The sequence below is a fragment of the Niabella terrae genome (assembly GCF_054783135.1).
Genome location: NZ_BAAGRD010000008.1, coordinates 798,416 through 816,757 on the forward strand (window position 1 = coordinate 798,416; position 18,342 = coordinate 816,757).

At 49.7% G+C, this 18,342-nt stretch carries 8 protein-coding genes and 1 tRNA gene; 7 read left to right on the plus strand and 2 right to left on the minus strand.

The window, feature by feature from the left end; genetic code table 11:
• The first annotated feature begins 162 nt into the window (after positions 1-162).
• Positions 163-2,571: a penicillin-binding protein 1C gene (pbpC, locus tag ACYVI9_RS11630; protein WP_460764739.1), complete on the plus strand. Its 2,409-nt coding sequence runs from the start codon at positions 163-165 to the stop codon at positions 2,569-2,571.
• Positions 2,572-2,632: 61 nt separating this feature from the next.
• Positions 2,633-8,074: an alpha-2-macroglobulin family protein gene (locus ACYVI9_RS11635; protein ID WP_460764740.1), complete on the plus strand. Its 5,442-nt coding sequence runs from the start codon at positions 2,633-2,635 to the stop codon at positions 8,072-8,074.
• Between the two features lie 152 nt (positions 8,075-8,226).
• Here ACYVI9_RS11635 and ACYVI9_RS11640 read toward each other — a convergent pair whose 3' ends face one another.
• Together ACYVI9_RS11640 and ACYVI9_RS11645 are read right to left on the minus strand one after the other, a co-directional pair.
• Positions 8,227-11,580, minus strand: a complete 3,354-nt coding sequence (locus tag ACYVI9_RS11640; protein ID WP_460764741.1) for a vitamin B12-dependent ribonucleotide reductase — start codon at positions 11,578-11,580, stop codon at positions 8,227-8,229.
• Between the two features lie 194 nt (positions 11,581-11,774).
• Positions 11,775-14,024: a RelA/SpoT family protein gene (locus tag ACYVI9_RS11645; protein ID WP_460764742.1), complete on the minus strand. Its 2,250-nt coding sequence runs from the start codon at positions 14,022-14,024 to the stop codon at positions 11,775-11,777.
• Between the two features lie 229 nt (positions 14,025-14,253).
• Here ACYVI9_RS11645 and ACYVI9_RS11650 point away from each other — a divergent pair.
• The 5 genes from ACYVI9_RS11650 to ACYVI9_RS11670 all read left to right on the plus strand — a co-directional run bounded on the left by ACYVI9_RS11650 (position 14,254) and on the right by ACYVI9_RS11670 (position 18,334).
• Positions 14,254-14,335: transfer RNA gene (locus ACYVI9_RS11650), tRNA-Leu, on the plus strand.
• A 112-nt stretch (positions 14,336-14,447) separates the two neighbouring features.
• Complete coding sequence (gene tig, locus ACYVI9_RS11655; protein WP_460764743.1) at positions 14,448-15,845, plus strand: trigger factor; 1,398 nt, start codon at positions 14,448-14,450, stop codon at positions 15,843-15,845.
• Positions 15,846-15,936: 91 nt separating this feature from the next.
• Complete coding sequence (locus ACYVI9_RS11660; RefSeq protein ID WP_460764744.1) at positions 15,937-16,308, plus strand: hypothetical protein; 372 nt, start codon at positions 15,937-15,939, stop codon at positions 16,306-16,308.
• Positions 16,309-16,517: 209 nt separating this feature from the next.
• A complete protein-coding gene (locus ACYVI9_RS11665) occupies positions 16,518-17,303 on the plus strand; it encodes an MbnP family protein (protein WP_460764745.1) in 786 nt (261 codons plus the stop codon).
• Positions 17,303-18,334 carry a cytochrome-c peroxidase gene (locus ACYVI9_RS11670; protein WP_460764746.1) on the plus strand — a complete coding sequence of 344 codons (1,032 nt, stop codon included), beginning with the start codon at positions 17,303-17,305 and terminating at the stop codon, positions 18,332-18,334. Before ACYVI9_RS11665 ends, ACYVI9_RS11670 begins: the two co-directional genes overlap by 1 nt.
• Positions 18,335-18,342 lie beyond the last annotated feature (8 nt).

Here is an 18,342-nt window from a genome sequence, read left to right on the forward strand (position 1 = left end):
ATACCGGCCGATGTCTGAAATTACGGAAAATGCCCTGGAGGCCCCGTACGGTCTGAAAATATTTTTTACAGCGCCGGGAACTTTGTATTTTGAGAGGCATCCGTCTGGACAGGGAACTGAAACGAACACTATGAATGACAACCGGTCCATGAATGAATAACTGTGAATATTACCAGGATATACCCCTTAGTCAGCACTGACCCGGGCCGCCGGCGATCTTTTTGGCGGTCCTGGCTCCCTGTATATGGGAACCTGCGTGCAAAGCCCGCGCCCTGGTGGCGTTGTCTGCGGATATTGCTGGCTGCCTGGATCTTTTTTCTCGGACTGGATATGCTTGTTCCGGTGCCGGCCAATATTCAATATGCGCCAGTGGTAAAAGCAAGGGACGGAGCCGCAATTTATTCTTTTCTGACCCGGGACCAGCAATGGCGGATGTTTACCCGCCTGGAAGAAATTACACCACAGCTGTCGAAAGCGATCCTGTATAAGGAGGACCGCTGGTTTTACTGGCATTTCGGGATCAACCCGCTGGCAATCCTGCGGGCCGCAACCCATAACCTGTTGCAGGGGCGGCGTACATCCGGCGCCTCTACGATTACAATGCAGGTGGCCCGGCTTCTGGAACCTAAAAGCAGGTCCTATGGCAATAAACTCTGGGAGATGTTTCGGGCACTGCAGCTGGAATGGCACTATTCCAAAAAAGAAATCCTCCAGATCTATTTGAACCTGGTACCCTATGGCTCCAATATACAGGGTGTGAAAGCGGCTTCGATGTTGTATTTTAATAAATCTCCGGACCAGCTTTCTCTGGCCGAGCTGACAGCGCTGAGTATCATCCCGAACCGGCCGAACTCCCTGGTGCCCGGCAAAGACAATGACCGAATCACCCAGGCCAGAAATCACTGGTTGCAGCGTTTTGGTCAGGCCGGTCTTTTTGATGCCGAAACCATTCAGGACGCGCTGGCAGAACCCCTGCAGGCCAGTCGCCTTTCGCCGCCACGCCGGGCACCCCAGCTGGCCTGGCGGATGCGGCGTATGTTTCCGCAACTACTGGAAATCCCTACAACCATCGATGCCCGTATTCAACAGCGTGCCGAAGAATTGACAGCGCAGTACAGCCGCAGCCTGAAATTGAGGCAGATTCATAATGCTGCGGTTATTGTCCTGGACAATCCCACCCGCCAGGTGTTGGCCTATGTAGGCTCACCGGATTTTTTCGATCAGGTTCATCAGGGCCAGGTGGATGGTGTTAAAGCCGTACGTTCACCTGGAAGTACCTTAAAACCTTTTCTATATGGACTGGCATTTGACCGGGGATTGGTGACACCTAAATCCATCATCAATGATGTGCCGGTAAATTACAGGGATTATGCGCCGGAGAATTATGATCTGGATTACCGGGGCGCTGTAAGTATAGAGGAGGCATTGAAGCAATCCCTCAACGTGCCAGCTGTGCGTATATTGAACGAATTGGGCGTGCCGGTAATGGTCAACCAGATGCACGCAGCTGGCTTTAACAGTGTATGGAACCACCGCCGGAAAATGGGGCTTTCATTGATTCTGGGTGGTTGTGGTGTCCGTCTGGAAGAACTGGCAGCCTTGTATGCCAGCTTTGCCGATGCGGGCCGTTACCGGCCCCTGCGCTGGATTCGGTCCGATGCAGGTCAAGCGCCCTCATCCGATAGCAGCCTGCAACTGCTGTCCCCCGAAGCCGCCTATATGCTGGGTACGATGCTGCGGAATCTCGAACGTCCGGATCTTCCCGCCGGCAATCTGTCTGCGGTAAATATTCCCCGCATCGCCTGGAAAACCGGAACTTCCTATGGACGTCGGGATGCCTGGAGTATCGGATACAACCAGCGGTATACCATCGGCGTCTGGATCGGCAATTTCTCCGGTGTCGGTGCGCCGGAACTCAATGGTGCCGGTACCGCAACACCTTTATTATTCCAGCTGTTTAACAGCATTGATCCCCGGCCGGATCCGGAAACAACGCCGCCGCCTGCCGGACTTCAGTCCCGTATGGTCTGCGCAATGAGCGGGTTGCCGGCGGAGCAGTTCTGCAGGCAACTGGTCCCCGATTTTTATATCCCGGGTGTTTCGGATGCGACCCGCTGCCATCATTTAAAAGAAGTTGCTGTTTCAGCAGACCACCGGTATTCCTATTGTACCAGTTGTCAGCCTGCTGCGGGTTTTATCCTGGAGCGTTATCCGGATATTGCGCCAGAGCTGGCGCAGTATTATGAACAGCGCCATATACCTTTCGTTCAAATGCCCGTTCATAATCCTGATTGTAGCCGAACCTTTCAGGGTCAGGTGCCGCATGTCAATTCGCTGAAGGATGGGGCTACCTATCTGATTACTGACAAGGGAAAGCAATCCTTGCAACTCAGTTGTACCGCAGCCGGGGATGCCACCAGGATTTACTGGTATATCAATGATAAATTTCTGGGCCAATGTGCCAAGACTGATAAAATTGTTTTTATTCCTGTGGACCGGAAAATAAAAATTTCCTGTACCGATGATAAGGGCCGGAATGCCAATATCCATATTACAGTGAAATTTATCTGATGGTAAGTATTTCGGTGGAACTTATAGTTTAAATTTTTAATTGTTCAAACAAATTTTTGTTATGTCATCTATTGAAAAAGCTACACTGCGTTATCTGATGCCGCTTTTATATTTACTGGGCGGGTTCCTGTTACTCATTTCCTGCAGTACCCGGAATCAGGTCAGACTGATGGATAAGAATTTTGATCAGGAAATCGAGGAACAACAGAATCTGGTCTTTCAGTTCAACCGGGATATTTATCCGGACAGCCTCCTGAATCAGTGGGACAGCACTGCCTATATCCAATTCGAACCCCGGGTTGCAGGTGCTTTCCGCTGGAACCAGTCCAACGAACTGGTTTTTTCCCCGGCAGAAGGATTTGCGCCAGGTGTCAGTTATGAAGCCACGCTGACATCCAAATTGCTCTCCAAGGCCAGGAAAAAGGACTACCGGTTGGGCAAGGACCGCAAGCTGTCTTTTCACACGGCACCGATTAAAGTTGTGCAGGTTCGGGGTTTCTGGACACGGGGACGCCAGGTAGCCAATGTGATGGTGCAACTGGATATTGATTTTAATTACCAAACCGATATAACCCAGGCCGCTTCCAAATTATCCCTTAGTTCGGCAGGGAGCAGCCTGAATTTTAATGCCATCAACGGAGGTATTGGAAAAAGACTGTCGGTGCAGTTTAATCCGATCAGTAATAAAGATAAACCGGTAGTGCTGGACGTGGGACTGGCCAAAGGTATCGCTATCGCCGGCAGTACTATTTCCTCCAGAAATGATACTGTCTTCCAGACCAGTATTCTGTCCCGCTATGTACTGGAAGTGACGGGCACCAATGCCCAGCACGATGGTACGACGGGTATGGTGCAGGTCTCCCTATCCCAGCCGGTTCCGGAACAGGGGCTGAAAGCAGCCCTGCAGATTGAACCTTCGGTGAACTTTGAACTGGCAGTCAACGACGGCGGCTTTAATCTTACCAGCAATGATTTTGATCCCAAACAGACCTATAATATTACCCTGGGTACGGCCATACAAGGCAGTTACGGCGGTCGGTTGAAATCCCCCAAAACCGTTCAGGCCAGTTTCGGCGAGCTGGAACCTTCCCTGCATTTTATCAATACCAAAGGAATCTATCTTTCCAGCAGGGGCTACAAAAATCTGGCGATGAATATTGTTCAGGTACCTGAGGTAAAAGTCAGCGTGATCAAGGTGTATGAAAATAATATGATGGCCTTGTTCCGTCGCGGGCAGCGCTGGGGTTATACCTATGGTGATGAGGATGAAGACGGAGACGGATCCTACCACGACTATCGGTATTACGATACCGAAGACCTGGGGGATACGGTATATACCCGGACCTATGATGTGGAAAAACTCCCCCGGAACAATGCAGCGCATTTACTGCACCTGGATTTTGCCGATAAATTGCGCGACTATGACGGGGTATACGTGATTACCGTCGCTTCCACCAGACAACGCTGGGTTCAGGCCAGTAAGATTCTTTCGCTCTCGGATATTGGTCTGATGGTCAAACAGGAAAAAGACCGCTTGCTGGTCTTTGCCAATTCCATTCGAAGTGCCACGCCGATCAACAATGCGACCATTAGTTTTATCTCGACGACGAATCAACTGATGCAGCGCCTTAAAACTAATAAAGAGGGCGTCGCCATTCTGGATCAGGAATCCCTGCCGGCTTCGGGTATGCAGGTAGGCATGGTCTCGGCCAAATCAGACGGCGAATACAGTTTTATCAGTTTCGACCGGAGCCGGATCGAGACCTCCCGCTATGATGTGGGTGGTCGGGTGGTCAATGCCACAGGTCTGAATGCCTGGATTTATGCGGAAAGAAATCTGTACCGTCCGGGAGAAACGGTTCATGCCAGCGCGGTGCTTCGGGATGAATCCTGGATGCCGCCCGGGGAAATGCCGGTTAAATTGAGACTGGTCATGCCCAATGGGAAAGAGTTTGCCAACCGACGTAAAATGCTCAACGAACAAGGCAGTGTCACCGCCGATTTTGATATCCCCGCGACAGCATTAACCGGTACCTATATCCTGCAGGCGTATAGTGGCAATGATGTCCTGCTGAATTCCTATAATATCAGTATTGAGGACTTTATGCCGGACCGGATTAAATCCGAACTGAAACTACCCAGGAATCAGTACCAGATTGGAGAAACGGTCACTACGCTGCTTCAGGCGGATAATCTGTTTGGCACGCCTGCGGCGAACAGAAATTATGAATGGGAACTGAATATAGCCAAGGCAGCTTTTCAACCCAAGGGCTTTGAGGACTATGATTTTTCGGTTGTAAAAAATGCATATTTTAAAACCGTATTCCGTTCGGGTGTCACCGGCGCGGATGGTTCGGCCAGGGAATCGGCGGTGCTGGACGACAGTTTCGCAGAAACCGGTCTGCTGAAAGGTAATATCCGGGCGACGGTCTTTGATGAGACGGGGCGGCCCGTCCATCGCTATGCACATTTTGATCTTTATTCACAGCCGGTCTTTATCGGAATTCGAAATTTCAATTATTATGTGGGCACCCGGATGCCCATGCAACTGAACCTGATTGCCCTGAATAAGGACGGTAAACCGCAACAGCAACAGGTGGTCGTAAAAATGATCCGTAAGGAATGGCAAAATGTAATTGAGCAATCGGGAGATCGCTATCGTTATGTTTCCAAATGGGTGGAAAAAGACCTGGGCGCTAAGACGATCCGCATCAGTGGCAACAATACGGTATTCGGTTTCACGCCTGACCAGAGCGGCGAATACGAAGTTCAGGTGTACCGGCAGGGCAGTAATAGTTATGTATCCAAAACCTTTTACGCCTATGGCATGGGTAGCACCGGCTATAGTTCCTTTGAAGTCAATAATGAAGGTAATGTAACCATCAAAGCCGATAAGGAAAGCTATCAGCCCGGTGAGGATATCAATCTGTTGTTCACGACGCCTTTTGAAGGAAGGATGTTGGTCAGTGTGGAAAGGGATAAGGTACTGGAATATCATTTTCTGAATACTTCCAATAAATCGGCATCACTGAAGATTAAAGCCAATGACGCCTTTTTGCCAAATATTTATATTGCAACGACATTGTTTCGTGCGATGGACGGCAGCGATATGCCTTTGACAGTGGCCCATGGCTATCAACCGATCAAAGTGGAAGCCAGACAACACCAATTGCCGGTGGCGGTGAAAGTCAGCGAGAAAAGTCGCTCCCGAACCAAACAGGTAATAGAGATCAAGACGGCACCTCATGCATTTGTGACGGTGGCTGCCGTGGATGAAGGCATCCTGCAGGTCAAAAATTATGATTCGCCCAATCCTTATGATTATTTCTATCAGAAAGTGGCTCTGGGGGTGCGAAGTTTTGATATTTATCCGCTGCTCCTGCCGGAGTATAAAATGACCAGTTCCTTTACCGGGGGAGACGGGGGAGATGAAGCTTCGCTGGACGGCCGGGTAAATCCGTTATTTGTCAACCGGGTAAAGAATGTTTCTTTCTGGAGCGGACTGCTGAAAGCGGACGGCAGCGGAAGGATCCGGTATGAGATCGACCTGCCACAATTTTCCGGAGATATCCGGGTGATGGCGGTTGCTTATAAAGACAAAGCCTTCGGTAGTTTTGACTCTCATATGAAAGTGGCGGACCCGATTGTGCTGAGTACCGCACTGCCCCGATTCCTTAGCCCAGGTGACAGCACCCTGGTCCCGGTTACGATGAGCAATACGACCACCCAACCGGCTCAGGTGCAGGTAAGTATTGCGGTACAGGGACCCCTGGGTATCGGCCCGGTACAGCAACAGCAATTATCTATTGCACCCAATAGCGAAGCCCGGGCCCTCTTCCAGCTGGGAGCTGCTCAACAGACGGGAGCCGCTAAGTTGGTTGTGACCGCCAAAGCCCTGAATGAAACCTTTGTTCATGAGACGGAAATTGCGGTTCGACCTCCAGCCTCCCTACAGAAATCCTATGCAACCGGGATGGTGGCCGCCGGCAGTAACCAGGCGCTGTCGCTCCGTAGCAATTTTATTCCGTCTACGTTTAAAGGGCATCTGGTAATGGGAAATACACCACTGGTGCAGTTTTCCAAAAATATTTCCTACCTGGTCCGTTATCCCTATGGCTGTGTCGAACAGACGACGTCTGCGGCTTTTCCTCAATTGTATTATGGGGATCTGGCCCGGGTACTGGGCAACCAAAAGGGTGAAGAAGTCAATGCCAATTATAATGTGCAACAGGCGGTGCTGAAGCTGCAATCGATGCAGTTGCCCAACGGATCTTTAAGTTACTGGCCCGGGGGCAATTATGAAAGCTGGTGGGGGAGTGTTTTTGCGGCACATTTTCTTACCGAAGCCGCGCGGGCAGGTTTTGACGTTAATGATCAGGTGTTGGCCCGGCTCATGGAATACCTCAAGTTCCGGTTGCGGAAAAAGGAAGTTATCGCTTATTATTATAATGGTGATAAAAGGAAGACCATTGCGGCAAAGGAAATTCCTTACTCGCTCTATGTGCTGGCACTGGCGCGGCAACCCCAACAAAGTATGATGAATTATTATAAAGGCAATCCGGAATCCCTGAGCCTGGATGGCCGGTACCTGTTAGCGGCGGCTTACCAGATCAGCGGCCAGCCCGATAAGGCCCGACAGGTACTACCTGCCTCCTTCAGTGGTGAAAAATCGGAATCCCAGTTCGGCGGAAGTTTTTATTCCTATCTGCGGGACCGCGCGATTGCCCTGAATGCGCTGCTGGATATCAATCCCAAAGATCCTCAGGTAGCCGTCCTGGCCCGACAGCTATCGGAAGAAATGCGTACCAACCCCTATCTCAATACCCAGGAGTCGGTGTTTAGCGTACTGGCGATGGGTAGGATGGCCCGGTCCGCGGCGGGTACCCAGGGCCTGCTGCAACTGCTGGCTGATGGTAAAAATGCCGGCAGCAGTACCGGAGCGCCATTGCGCATTGACTTAAAGTCCTTCCAGGGGCTGCCGCTGCAACTAAAGGCTTCCGGAAAGGGAAATTTCTATTATTATCTGGAAACCGAAGGAGTAACTGCTGACGGGAAAATCAGGGAAGAAGACAGTTTTCTGAAAGTGCGGCGAAATTTTTATACCAGGAACGGTCAGTTGATTACCGGCAATACCTTCAAACAGAACGACCTGGTGGTAGTAAAAATTACCATCGAAGGTCATTACCGGTCCGTTATAGAAAATGTGGTGATTACCGATATGCTTCCTGCAGGGTTTGAGATTGAGAATACCCGGCTCAACGGCATGCCCGATCTGAAATGGGTAACGGAGATCCGGGATAAAGATGAACCCGATTATATGGATATCAGGGATGACCGCCTCAACCTGTTTACCAGCGTTGACAGCCGACCCAAAACCTTTTACTATATGGTACGTGCCGTGTCTCCGGGTACTTATAAGTTGGGACCGGTTCAAGCTGACGCGATGTACAACGGGATGTATCATTCCTATCATGGTTCCGGTACAATACGGGTTAATATGTAATTGGGCTTGCCTCATAAATTCCGGCAAACCCTAAGGTTGACAGCAGCAGGATAATAGCAGAAAGGCAGCACAACGGCTGCCTTTCTGCTAGGTAAATGGGGGACAAGTGGGTAACCCCGAATGCTATAAGGGGGCGTTAACTAAATAATCTGTTAACTGCAACCCAGGCTGTTGCCACAGTTCAGGCATTTATAACAAGTACCGCTGCGGATCGTGATATGGCCGCAAACATTACAGGCAGGCGCATCGCCCTGCATGCTTTTGGCGGCCGCATTCACGGCGTCAAGACCCGTATGCAGGGGTTTGATCGTATCCCGGGTTTTGGGCAGTGGTTGCTGACTGACCACCCGTACCTCACTGAGTTCGGGTTGCTGCTGGCCGATGGTCGGACTGTTTTCATTCCATTCTTCATCATCCTCGGTCATTATTTCCGTATCCGGCCGGTCGAGTACATGTACCAGATCCGCACGTCCCAGATATTCGTAGGCCAGGGCCCGGAACATAAAGTCGATGATCGACGTAGCGGATTTGATGTTCGGATGGCTGACCATTCCGGAAGGTTCGAAACGGGTAAATACAAATTTTTCGACAAACTCTTCCAGCGGGACACCATATTGAAGACCTATGGAAACAGCAATGGCAAAGCAGTTCAGCAGGGAGCGCATCGTGGCTCCTTCCTTTGCCATATCTATAAAAATTTCACCCAACGTCCCATCACTGTATTCTCCGGTGCGCAGGAAAAGCGTTTGTCCGTTGATTTTTGCTTTCTGGGTATAACCCCTGCGTTTGGCGGGTAGCGATCGTCTTTCAACAATCATGGCCAACTGGCGCTTTAGTCGTGTGTCAGCGCTGTTTTGTACCCGGTTATTGACTTCTTCCAGCAGTTCATCAATGGTCAGATTGCCCAGGTCCACCATACTGACGCCTGCCGTGTTTTCCGGTGCTTCCTCTGACCGGGTAGTGGCAGCGGTGCTTTCTTTTTTGGAATCGTTTTTATTGCTTAGGGGCTGGCTCAGTTTGGAACCGTCGCGGTACAAGGCACAGGCTTTCAAACCCAGTTCCCAGCTGAGTTTGTAAGCGTCGGCGATTTCTTCCACGGTGGCTTCATTCGGCAGGTTAATGGTTTTACTGATCGCCCCGCTGAGAAATGGCTGTGCGGCGGCCATCATCCGGATATGCCCATGGGAGTGAATATAACGCTCACCTGTCGAACCACATTTATTAGCGCAGTCAAATATCGGCAGGTGTTCAGTTTTGAGATGCGGCGCCCCTTCCACCGTCATGGTGCCACAGACATAGGTATTGGCCTGGCTGATCTGCTCTTTGGTAAAGCCAAGAGCTTCCAGCAGGCTCCAGTTGAAATCATTATAGCATTCCGGTGTAAAGCCCAGTCTTTGCAGACAGGCTTCACCCAGGGTATAGACGTTGAAGGCAAAACTGATCTCAAAAGCGGTGGCCATGGCCGCATCGAGTTTTTTCAAGTCTTCCGGCAGGAATCCTTTCTCCGTTAAAGATGTTTCGTTGATATGGGGCGCCCCCTTGATGCTGGCATGTCCCCGGGCATAATTCACAATATCCAGAATTTCCGCCTCGGAATATTTCAGGGTACGCAGGGCCTGTGGTACCGTTTGGTTGATGATTTTAAAATATCCGCCTCCACTGAGTTTTTTAAATTTCACCAGCGCAAAATCCGGTTCTACGCCTGTGGTATCGCAATCCATCACCAGTCCGATCGTACCAGTCGGCGCAATGACCGTCGTCTGGGCATTCCGGTAGCCAAATTGCTCACCTTTTTGAACCGCCTGGTCCCAGGCCTGGGTAGCGGCCTTGAGCAGGTAATCCGGACAGAAGCGGGCATTAATGCCCTGGGGTTTTATTTCCAGTCCTTCATAGGCATCTGCCGCATCGTAAGCGGCTGCCCGGTGATTGCGCATCACCCGCAGCATCGCTTCCCTGTTCTGTTCGTAGCGGGGAAAGGTGCCGAGATGGGCGGCCATTTCCGCAGAACTGCTGTAAGCAACGCCGGTCATAATGGCGGTGATGGCACCAGCAATGCCCCTTGCTGCATCACTGTCATACGGGATACCTGAAACCATGAGCATACTGCCCAGGTTGGCATAACCCAAGCCCAGGGTCCGGTAATCATAGCTCAACCGGGCCACTTCCCGGGAAGGAAACTGGGCCATTAGTACCGATATTTCCAGTACAACAGTCCAGAGCCGGCAGTTGTACTCGAATCCTTCCACATCAAAAAGATTGGTTTGCTCATCAAAGAATTTCCGCAGATTGATGCTGGCCAGGTTGCAGGCCGTATTGTCCAGGAACATGTATTCACTGCAGGGATTACTGGCACGGATGCGGCCCCCTTCGGGGCAGGTATGCCATTCATTGATCGTTGTATCATACTGGGTGCCCGGATCAGCACAGCGCCAGGCTGCATAATTGATCTGGTCCCAAAGTTCACTGGCTTTAACATGGCCTGTTGTTGTTCCTGTAGTCCGGGAAATCAGGGGCCAGTCACCGTCTTCGGACAATGCTTTAAAAAAAGTATTGGGAATCCGGATGGAATTATTGCTGTTCTGACCACTTACAGTCTTATAGGCTTCACCTTCATAGTCGCTGGGATAGCCTGCAGCGATCAGTGCCGCTACTTTTTTTTCTTCTTCGACTTTCCAGTTGACAAAGGAGACGATTTCGGGATGATCCAGGTCCAGGCAAACCATTTTGGCAGCCCTGCGTGTGGTGCCACCGCTTTTAATGGCGCCTGCTGCCCGGTCGCCTATTTTCAGAAAACTCATCAGGCCACTGGAAGTGCCGCCTCCGGCAAGACGCTCGCCTTCGGCGCGTATATTGCTGTAGTTGGTGCCGACACCACTGCCATATTTAAAGATGCGGGCCTCTCTTACCCAAAGGTCCATGATCCCTCCTTCATTGACCAGGTCGTCGTCGACACTGAGAATAAAACAGGCATGGGGTTGCGGCCTTTCATAGGCCGAGGTAGATTTTTTAATCTGATCATCCTGGGGGTCAACATAATAATGACCCTGAGGTTTTCCGGTAATGCCATAGACTTCATGTAGGCCCGTATTGAACCATTGGGGGCTGTTGGGCGCGCAGGACTGATTCAAAATCGCAAAAAGCAGTTCCTCATAAAAAATCTGCGCATCTTTGGTGGAAGCGAAATAACCGTTTCGTTCACCCCAGACCCGCCAGCAATGTGCGAGCCGGTGTGCCACCTGCTTAATGCTGGTTTCCCGGCCTGTACTGCCATCAGGTTGTGGTACACCGGCTTTTCGGAAATATTTTTGCGCCAGAATATCGGTCGCAATCTGACTCCACTGCCTGGGTACTTCTACCTGATCGATCTGAAATACGATTTCGCCACTGGGGTTCTTAATGACAGAACTCCGGTAGTCATACTCAAACATGTCAAAGGGATGTTGATTGTCGGTGGTAAATTTTCTGGCAAATTTTAGTCCGGATCCTGAAGTAGTTGGTACTGGCATTACTGGCATCGATTTAATGGGTGAACAATAAGGTAGTATTACGAATATACCTTAAGAATCGGCTCCCTCCTAAGGGTAGATATCAACAAGCTGTGCATAAGAGGAGCTGAGGCAGGGGGGTAGGGCCTTTGGCGGATTTTCCATACGCGGCCGGGAGGGTGGGAAGTAGGAATGGATCCGGCTGGTACAGGATATCAGGCGATATCTTCGGTGTCATACCGCTCTACGGATTCTATACCCGGGATGTCCTTGAGACGCAAGGCCAGCTCATCCAGTTCTTCCTTGTCATGGACGAAGACTTTAATATTGCCTTCAAATACACCTTCTGAAGCTTCAATGGTCAGTGCGGCAATATTGATCTTGAGTTCACCGGAGATCAGGCTGGTAATCTTGCTGACGATTCCCACATCATCAATGCCAATGAGCCGGATACCCGTGAGAAAGGAAATCTCCTTGTTTTTGGCCCATTTGGTTTTAACGACGCGATGGCCGTAATTGGCCATGAGTTTGGCAGCATTCGGACAATTGGTACGGTGAATGGTGAGGCCTTTACCGGTAGTTATAAATCCGAAGACATCATCACCGGGAATCGGTTTGCAGCAGTTGGCCAGGGTATACATGATCTTGTCACTGCTTTCCCCGAATATGATGAGTTCGGCATCCTTAGGCGGATGCGGATGATGCGGCACTGCCGCGTGGGTGGGTTCAGCTTTCGATTCGGGTTTGACTGGCAGCGGTGCTTCCAGCCTGTCGCCGAAAATCCGGAAATTTTTCAGCTCCCTGAGATCGATATTTTTTATGGCGATCTGGTAAAACAGTTCCAGGTTCGAATTCAGTTTATAGAATTGGGCAATGGTTTCGATATTGCCCTGATACATGGTCACCCCCATGCCTTCCAGTTTGCGCTGAAGGGTATATTTGCCTTCGTCAGCAACTTTTTTCTTTTCTTCCTTCAGGGCGTCCTTGACTTTGTTTTTGGCCTTGGGTGTAATTACAAATTTCAGCCAGTCTTCAGAAGGTTTCTGTTTATTGCTGGTGATGATCTCTATCTGATCCCCACTGCTGAGTTTATGACTGATGGGAACCAGCTTGTGGTTGACCTTGGCCCCGATGGTTTTGGCGCCGATAGCGGTATGGATGGCGAAGGCAAAATCCAGGGCGCTGCTGCCTGCCGGCAACATTTTGATGTCTCCCTTGGGGGTATAGACATAGATCTCCTCTGTAAGCAGGCTGGTCTTGAAATCCTGCAAAAAACTCACGCTGTCAGGATCATCATTACTCAGGGCTTCGCGGATCTGCTGGAACCATTTGTCAAAGATATTTTCGCTCTGGGCGCCTTCTTTGTATTTCCAATGAGCAGCAAGGCCTTTTTCTGCAATCTCATTCATCCGCTTGGTCCGGATCTGTACTTCCACCCACTTGCCCCGAGGACCCATTACGGTCGTATGTAAGGCCTCATACCCGTTCGCCTTCGGATTGCTGACCCAGTCACGCAGGCGTTCGATGGATGGCGTATATTCATCGGTGATCATTGAATAAACTTTCCAGCAGTCTTCTTTTTCTTTTTCTGGTGGCGAGTCAAGTATGATCCGGATGGCAAACAGATCATACACTTCCTCAAAGGAAACATGTTTCATTTTCATCTTGTTCCAGATGGAATGAATATTCTTGGGTCGGCCGTAAATTTCAAAATTGAATTGATTGCGTTCCAGTTTCTCCTTGATGGGTTTAATGAATTCATTGATATAGCGGGTCCGCTCCCTTTTGGATTCCGCGAGCCGTTTGGCAATATCCCGGTAAATATCAGGTTCCAGGTATTTCATCGCCAGATCCTCAAACTCTGTTTTAATGGTATACAGGCCCATGCGGTGGGCCAGGGGAACAAAAATGTATACAGTCTCGGAAGATATTTTCAATTGTTTTTCCCGACGCATGCTGTCCAAGGTCCGCATATTGTTCAGCCGGTCAGCCATTTTGATCAGGATCACCCGGGGGTCATCGGTCAGCGTCAGCAGGATCTTTTTGAAGTTTTCGGCCTGCTGGGAGGCAGTAGTATCAATGACATTGGATATTTTGGTCAGCCCATCCACAATCCGGGAAATTTCAGGTCCGAATTCCTTTTCTATATCCTGAAGGGTGATATCGGTATCTTCTACGGTATCATGTAAGAGCGCGCAGATGGTGGAACGCACCCCCAGACCAATTTCCTCCACACAGATTTTAGCGACGGCGATGGGATGCAGGATATAGGGCTCGCCACTTTTGCGTCGCATGTTGCTGTGCGCATCGGCTGCCATTTCGAAAGCCGAACGGATCAGGTTTTTATCGCCGGGTTTTAATTTGTCTTTTAGGGCCCGCAGCAGGGATCGGTATTCCCTGAGGATCAGTTTTTTTTCCTGTTCCTCATCCAGATTATATACCGGTTTTTGTTCTATTGTTTTCATTCTCAGTACGCTAAACTTGATCCGGCTCCGGGGCCTGTTTTATAGTTAATTACTAAATATACAATTTATTTCGTGTATTATCAACACGGTCGGGCGGTCAAAAAGTCACCCCGCCAGCACCTCAAACCGATGAACCGGCCGCGAAAATATTACTTTATTCAATTATTAATCTTCAATAAAACCATTACCTTTGCCCCCCTTCCGAAAGCTTTCGGAAGTCAGTGCACATCCGGATGTGGTGGAATTGGTAGACACGTCAGACTTAGGATCTGATGCCGCAAGGTGTGGGGGTTCGAGTCCCTTCATCCGGACATTTACCCCCGACCCCTAAAGGGGTAATGAAAATAGTAGCTGCCTAGACGGGTACTATTTTTTTATTGGATAATCATACGCCCGCCGGGGAACGGGAGAATAAACAAAGACATGGCTACAATCACCAAAGAACCAATTGGTCAGTTACACGAAAAAATCAGCGTCAAACTTGAAAAAGCTGATTACCTGCCCGCATTCGAAAAATCGCTCAAAGAATATAGCAAGAAAGCCAGCATCCAGGGTTTCCGTCCTGGTAAAGTTCCGGCCGGACTCATTAAGAAAATGTACGGCGCTTCCCTATTTGCAGACGAGGTGCTGAAATCCGTAGATAAGCAGTTGATTGATTACCTGCAGGAACAAAAAACAGAGATTTTTGCCCAGCCTTTACCGCTGGAAGCTGAAATTGAAAAACTGGATGTAAACAATCCTGCAGACTATCAGTTTCAGTTTGAAATCGGTCTGAAACCCGAATTCAACCTTGCAGATCTGGCCAAGGCAGATATCACTGCCTATAATATCGATATTACCGACGCCATGATCGATGAAGAGCTGGAACGACTGCTGGAACGTTATGGTAATATGGAGGACGTGGAAACTGTGGAAAGCGACGAGACGGTGATTACACTGGATTTTGCCGAGCTGGATGCTGAAGGCAAGGAAGCAGAATCAGGGATCAAAAAAGAAATCCCCCTGCAGTTAAATGGTTTCTCAGCTGAAGTGCAAAAAGAATTAAAAGGCAAAAAAACAGGCGACAGCATTACGGTAAAAATCGGGTCAGCCTTTCCCGAAGATCAATGGAAACTCACTGCCCCCAATCTCGGCCTGGAGGCTGATGTAACAGCAGATCAGGATAAATCTTTTAAACTCACCATCAACAAAACAGCCAGGCTCAAAAAGCGGGAACTGGATGAAGAACTTTTCAAACAACTGTTCCCGGATGGGGATGTAAATACCGAAGCCGAATTCCGTACTAAAATCAAGGATCAGATATTCAGCCACTGGGCAACCCAGAGCCGTAATCAGATCCAGGATCAGATTTTTCACCAACTGGTAGATCGTACTGAGATTCAGTTTCCTGAAGATTTCCTGCGCAAGTGGCTGGTCACACAGAACCAACAGCAGGGCGCAGAAGCTGCGGGTGCTAAAACCGAGGATCAAATCAATGAGGAAATGCCCGGATTTCTGAATCAGCTGAAATGGACCCTGATTTCCGACAAGATTGTCAACGATCAGAAGATATCCGTAGACCCTGAAGAATTGCGTGCATTTGCCAAGGCCCAGCTGCTAAGTTATATGGGTGGAGCCATGGCCATTGATGAACAGCCCTGGGTAAATGATTATATCGACCGGATGATGAAGGACCGCAAGTATATAGAAGATACCTATAACCGGATCCAGGCAGAAAAAGTCTTTGAATGGGCAGAAACCCAGATCAAACCGACTTCAAAGAGTATCAGCGTAGAAGACTTTACGAAGATGGTTAATGAGCATCAGCATCATCATCATTAATCCCTTCTGCCTGATTATATTTTTTTTAAAAAGAACGCTGCCATGTACAGCGTTCTTTTTACTTTTGCAAAGTTGTCAAACATTAACAACGGTGTTTAAGCAATCTGTAGCCTTCATATTAACCCTTTTTTTTGCCGCTCAAAGTTTCAGCAAAGTATTGATCGTCGTGGATTATTATCTTAACCGGGCGGCTTTTGAAGCCCGATGTGAGAACAAGGACCGCCCCCTGCTTTCCTGTGGTGGTAAATGTCAGATGGTCAAACGTCTGAAGCAGGAACAGCAGAAAGATCAGCAGTCTCCCGATCGCAATGGTTCTCAGAAAAACGAAATTGTCCTCTCTTCCAAATCATTTTTTGCCGAGAGCCCTGAACTGGTTGCGACCGATGCTGTCAGTTATGGTCTTTTCCTGACCCGGCCACTTAAGGACCGCCCCCGTAGCATATTTCACCCACCTGCCTGCTAGTAGCCCATAATTTATTTTCTGATGGCTGCCTTTCTTATAAGCAGCCAGTATTTCCGTGCCTCCGGTTCCTGACACTGATAGCCATGTACACTAATTTGACGTTTGGCTCCATCAGCTACCGCGTGTGGCCGGCCGGTCATTAGTCATGCATTCTTAATGAAGGATGTCGTGTCCGGGTAATTAATTTCACTTTTTTAAACCAGTAATTCATGCGTAATATGATGATAGCAGGTCTTTTTACAGGACTGCTTTTTTCCTGCACAAAAGACAAGGATATTGATTTTGATAATACACAGAAAGGTACATTAACCGTAGAGTTTGACAATATCGTGGGTGATGCGGACCTACAGCTAAATACCGCCCGCTATATCAATAGTAGTAGTGAGGAATTTTCGGTGACAAAACTTAAATACTATGTCAGCAATTTTGAATTTACCCGTAACGACGGTTCGGTCTATATCGTACCGCCCGACAGCAGTTATTTCTTAATTGATGAATCGGTGGCCAGCTCGCATCGGCCGCAGTTCCGGTTACCTGAAGGCAAGTACAGTAGCCTTAGCTTTATCGTCGGCGTAGACAGTCTGCGCAGCACGAGCGATATCAGTGAGCGGACCGGTGTTCTGGATCCAGCGGGCGAGGGCGGTGATATGTACTGGGGCTGGAACAGTGGTTATATTTTTCTGAAATTGGAAGGGGGCTATGGCGCCGGTCTGCAACAGCAGTATATGTACCATATCGGTGGTTTCGGTGGCTACAATGCACCGACCATTAATAATATTAAAACCATCCGGCTCAATCTGACGGCCCGCGGGATGCCACAGGTTACCGAGGGCAACCGCGCCAATATTCATCTGATGGTCGACCTGAAGGAATTATTCCAGGGGCCGGCCGCGCTGAAGATTGCCGAACATCCCAATGTTATGTTCAGCGATTACAGTACGGTTATCGCCGATAATTATGCGGCTATGTTTCATCATGACCATACCGAGAACTGATGCGTTATCCTAAACAGGTCCTGATCTTAGGATGGGTCATCCTGGCAGGACTGGCCTGCAGCCACGTGGATATCAAACTGCCCTTCCGGGGCTTTCAGCCACCTTCTGATTTTCCGGCGCCGGTATACGATTTTACCCGAAACCCGGTGACACCGGATGGTTTTGCGTTGGGCCGGAAATTATTTTATGAAAGGGCGCTGTCCCGCGACAGCACCATCAGTTGTGGCAGCTGTCATATTTCCACCGCAGCTTTTACCCACCATGGTCACAATTTCAGCCACGGTATCGGGGACCGGCTGGGCACCCGAAACGCGCCTTCGCTGTCCAATCTGGCCTGGCGCCGCAGCTTTATGTGGGACGGCGGGGTGCCGGATCTGGATCTGCAGCCCATTGCACCGATTACTGATTCCGTTGAAATGGACAACAACCTGGGAACCGTGGTCCAACGGCTGTCGGAGAGTGCCGTTTACCGAAATCTGTTTCGAAAAGCTTTTGGTCAGGAAGAGGTTAGCGCTGCCCTTTTGCTGAAAGCCCTGTCTCAGTTTATGGTTTGCTGCATTAGTGATCAGTCAAAATACGACAGTGTGCGGCGGGGTCAGGCAGCTTTTAACACCGCGGAAAATGCAGGATACCTTCTGTTTCAAAGCCGATGCAGCAATTGTCATACCGAACCCCTGTTTACGGATAATCGTTTCCGCAGCAATGGCCTGCCGCCGGCTGGAAGGCAGGACCCGGGTCGGTATGCAATAAGTCTGAACCCCGAGGACCGCTATCAGTTCCAGGTACCTTCCTTAAGGAACCTGGCCTACAGTGCACCCTATATGCATGATGGCAGGTTTTACAGTCTGGAAGCCGTATTGCGACATTATAACAGCGGTGTGAGCCCCGATGGTCGCCCGGATCCCTTGTTGGTGCACAACGGGCAGTACGGTATTCCGCTGACCGATCAGGAGCAGGCGCTGATCATTAGTTTTCTCCATACCCTTAATGACCGGGCTTTTGTCACCGACAGGGCCCTGGCCGAATACTAAAAAAGAAT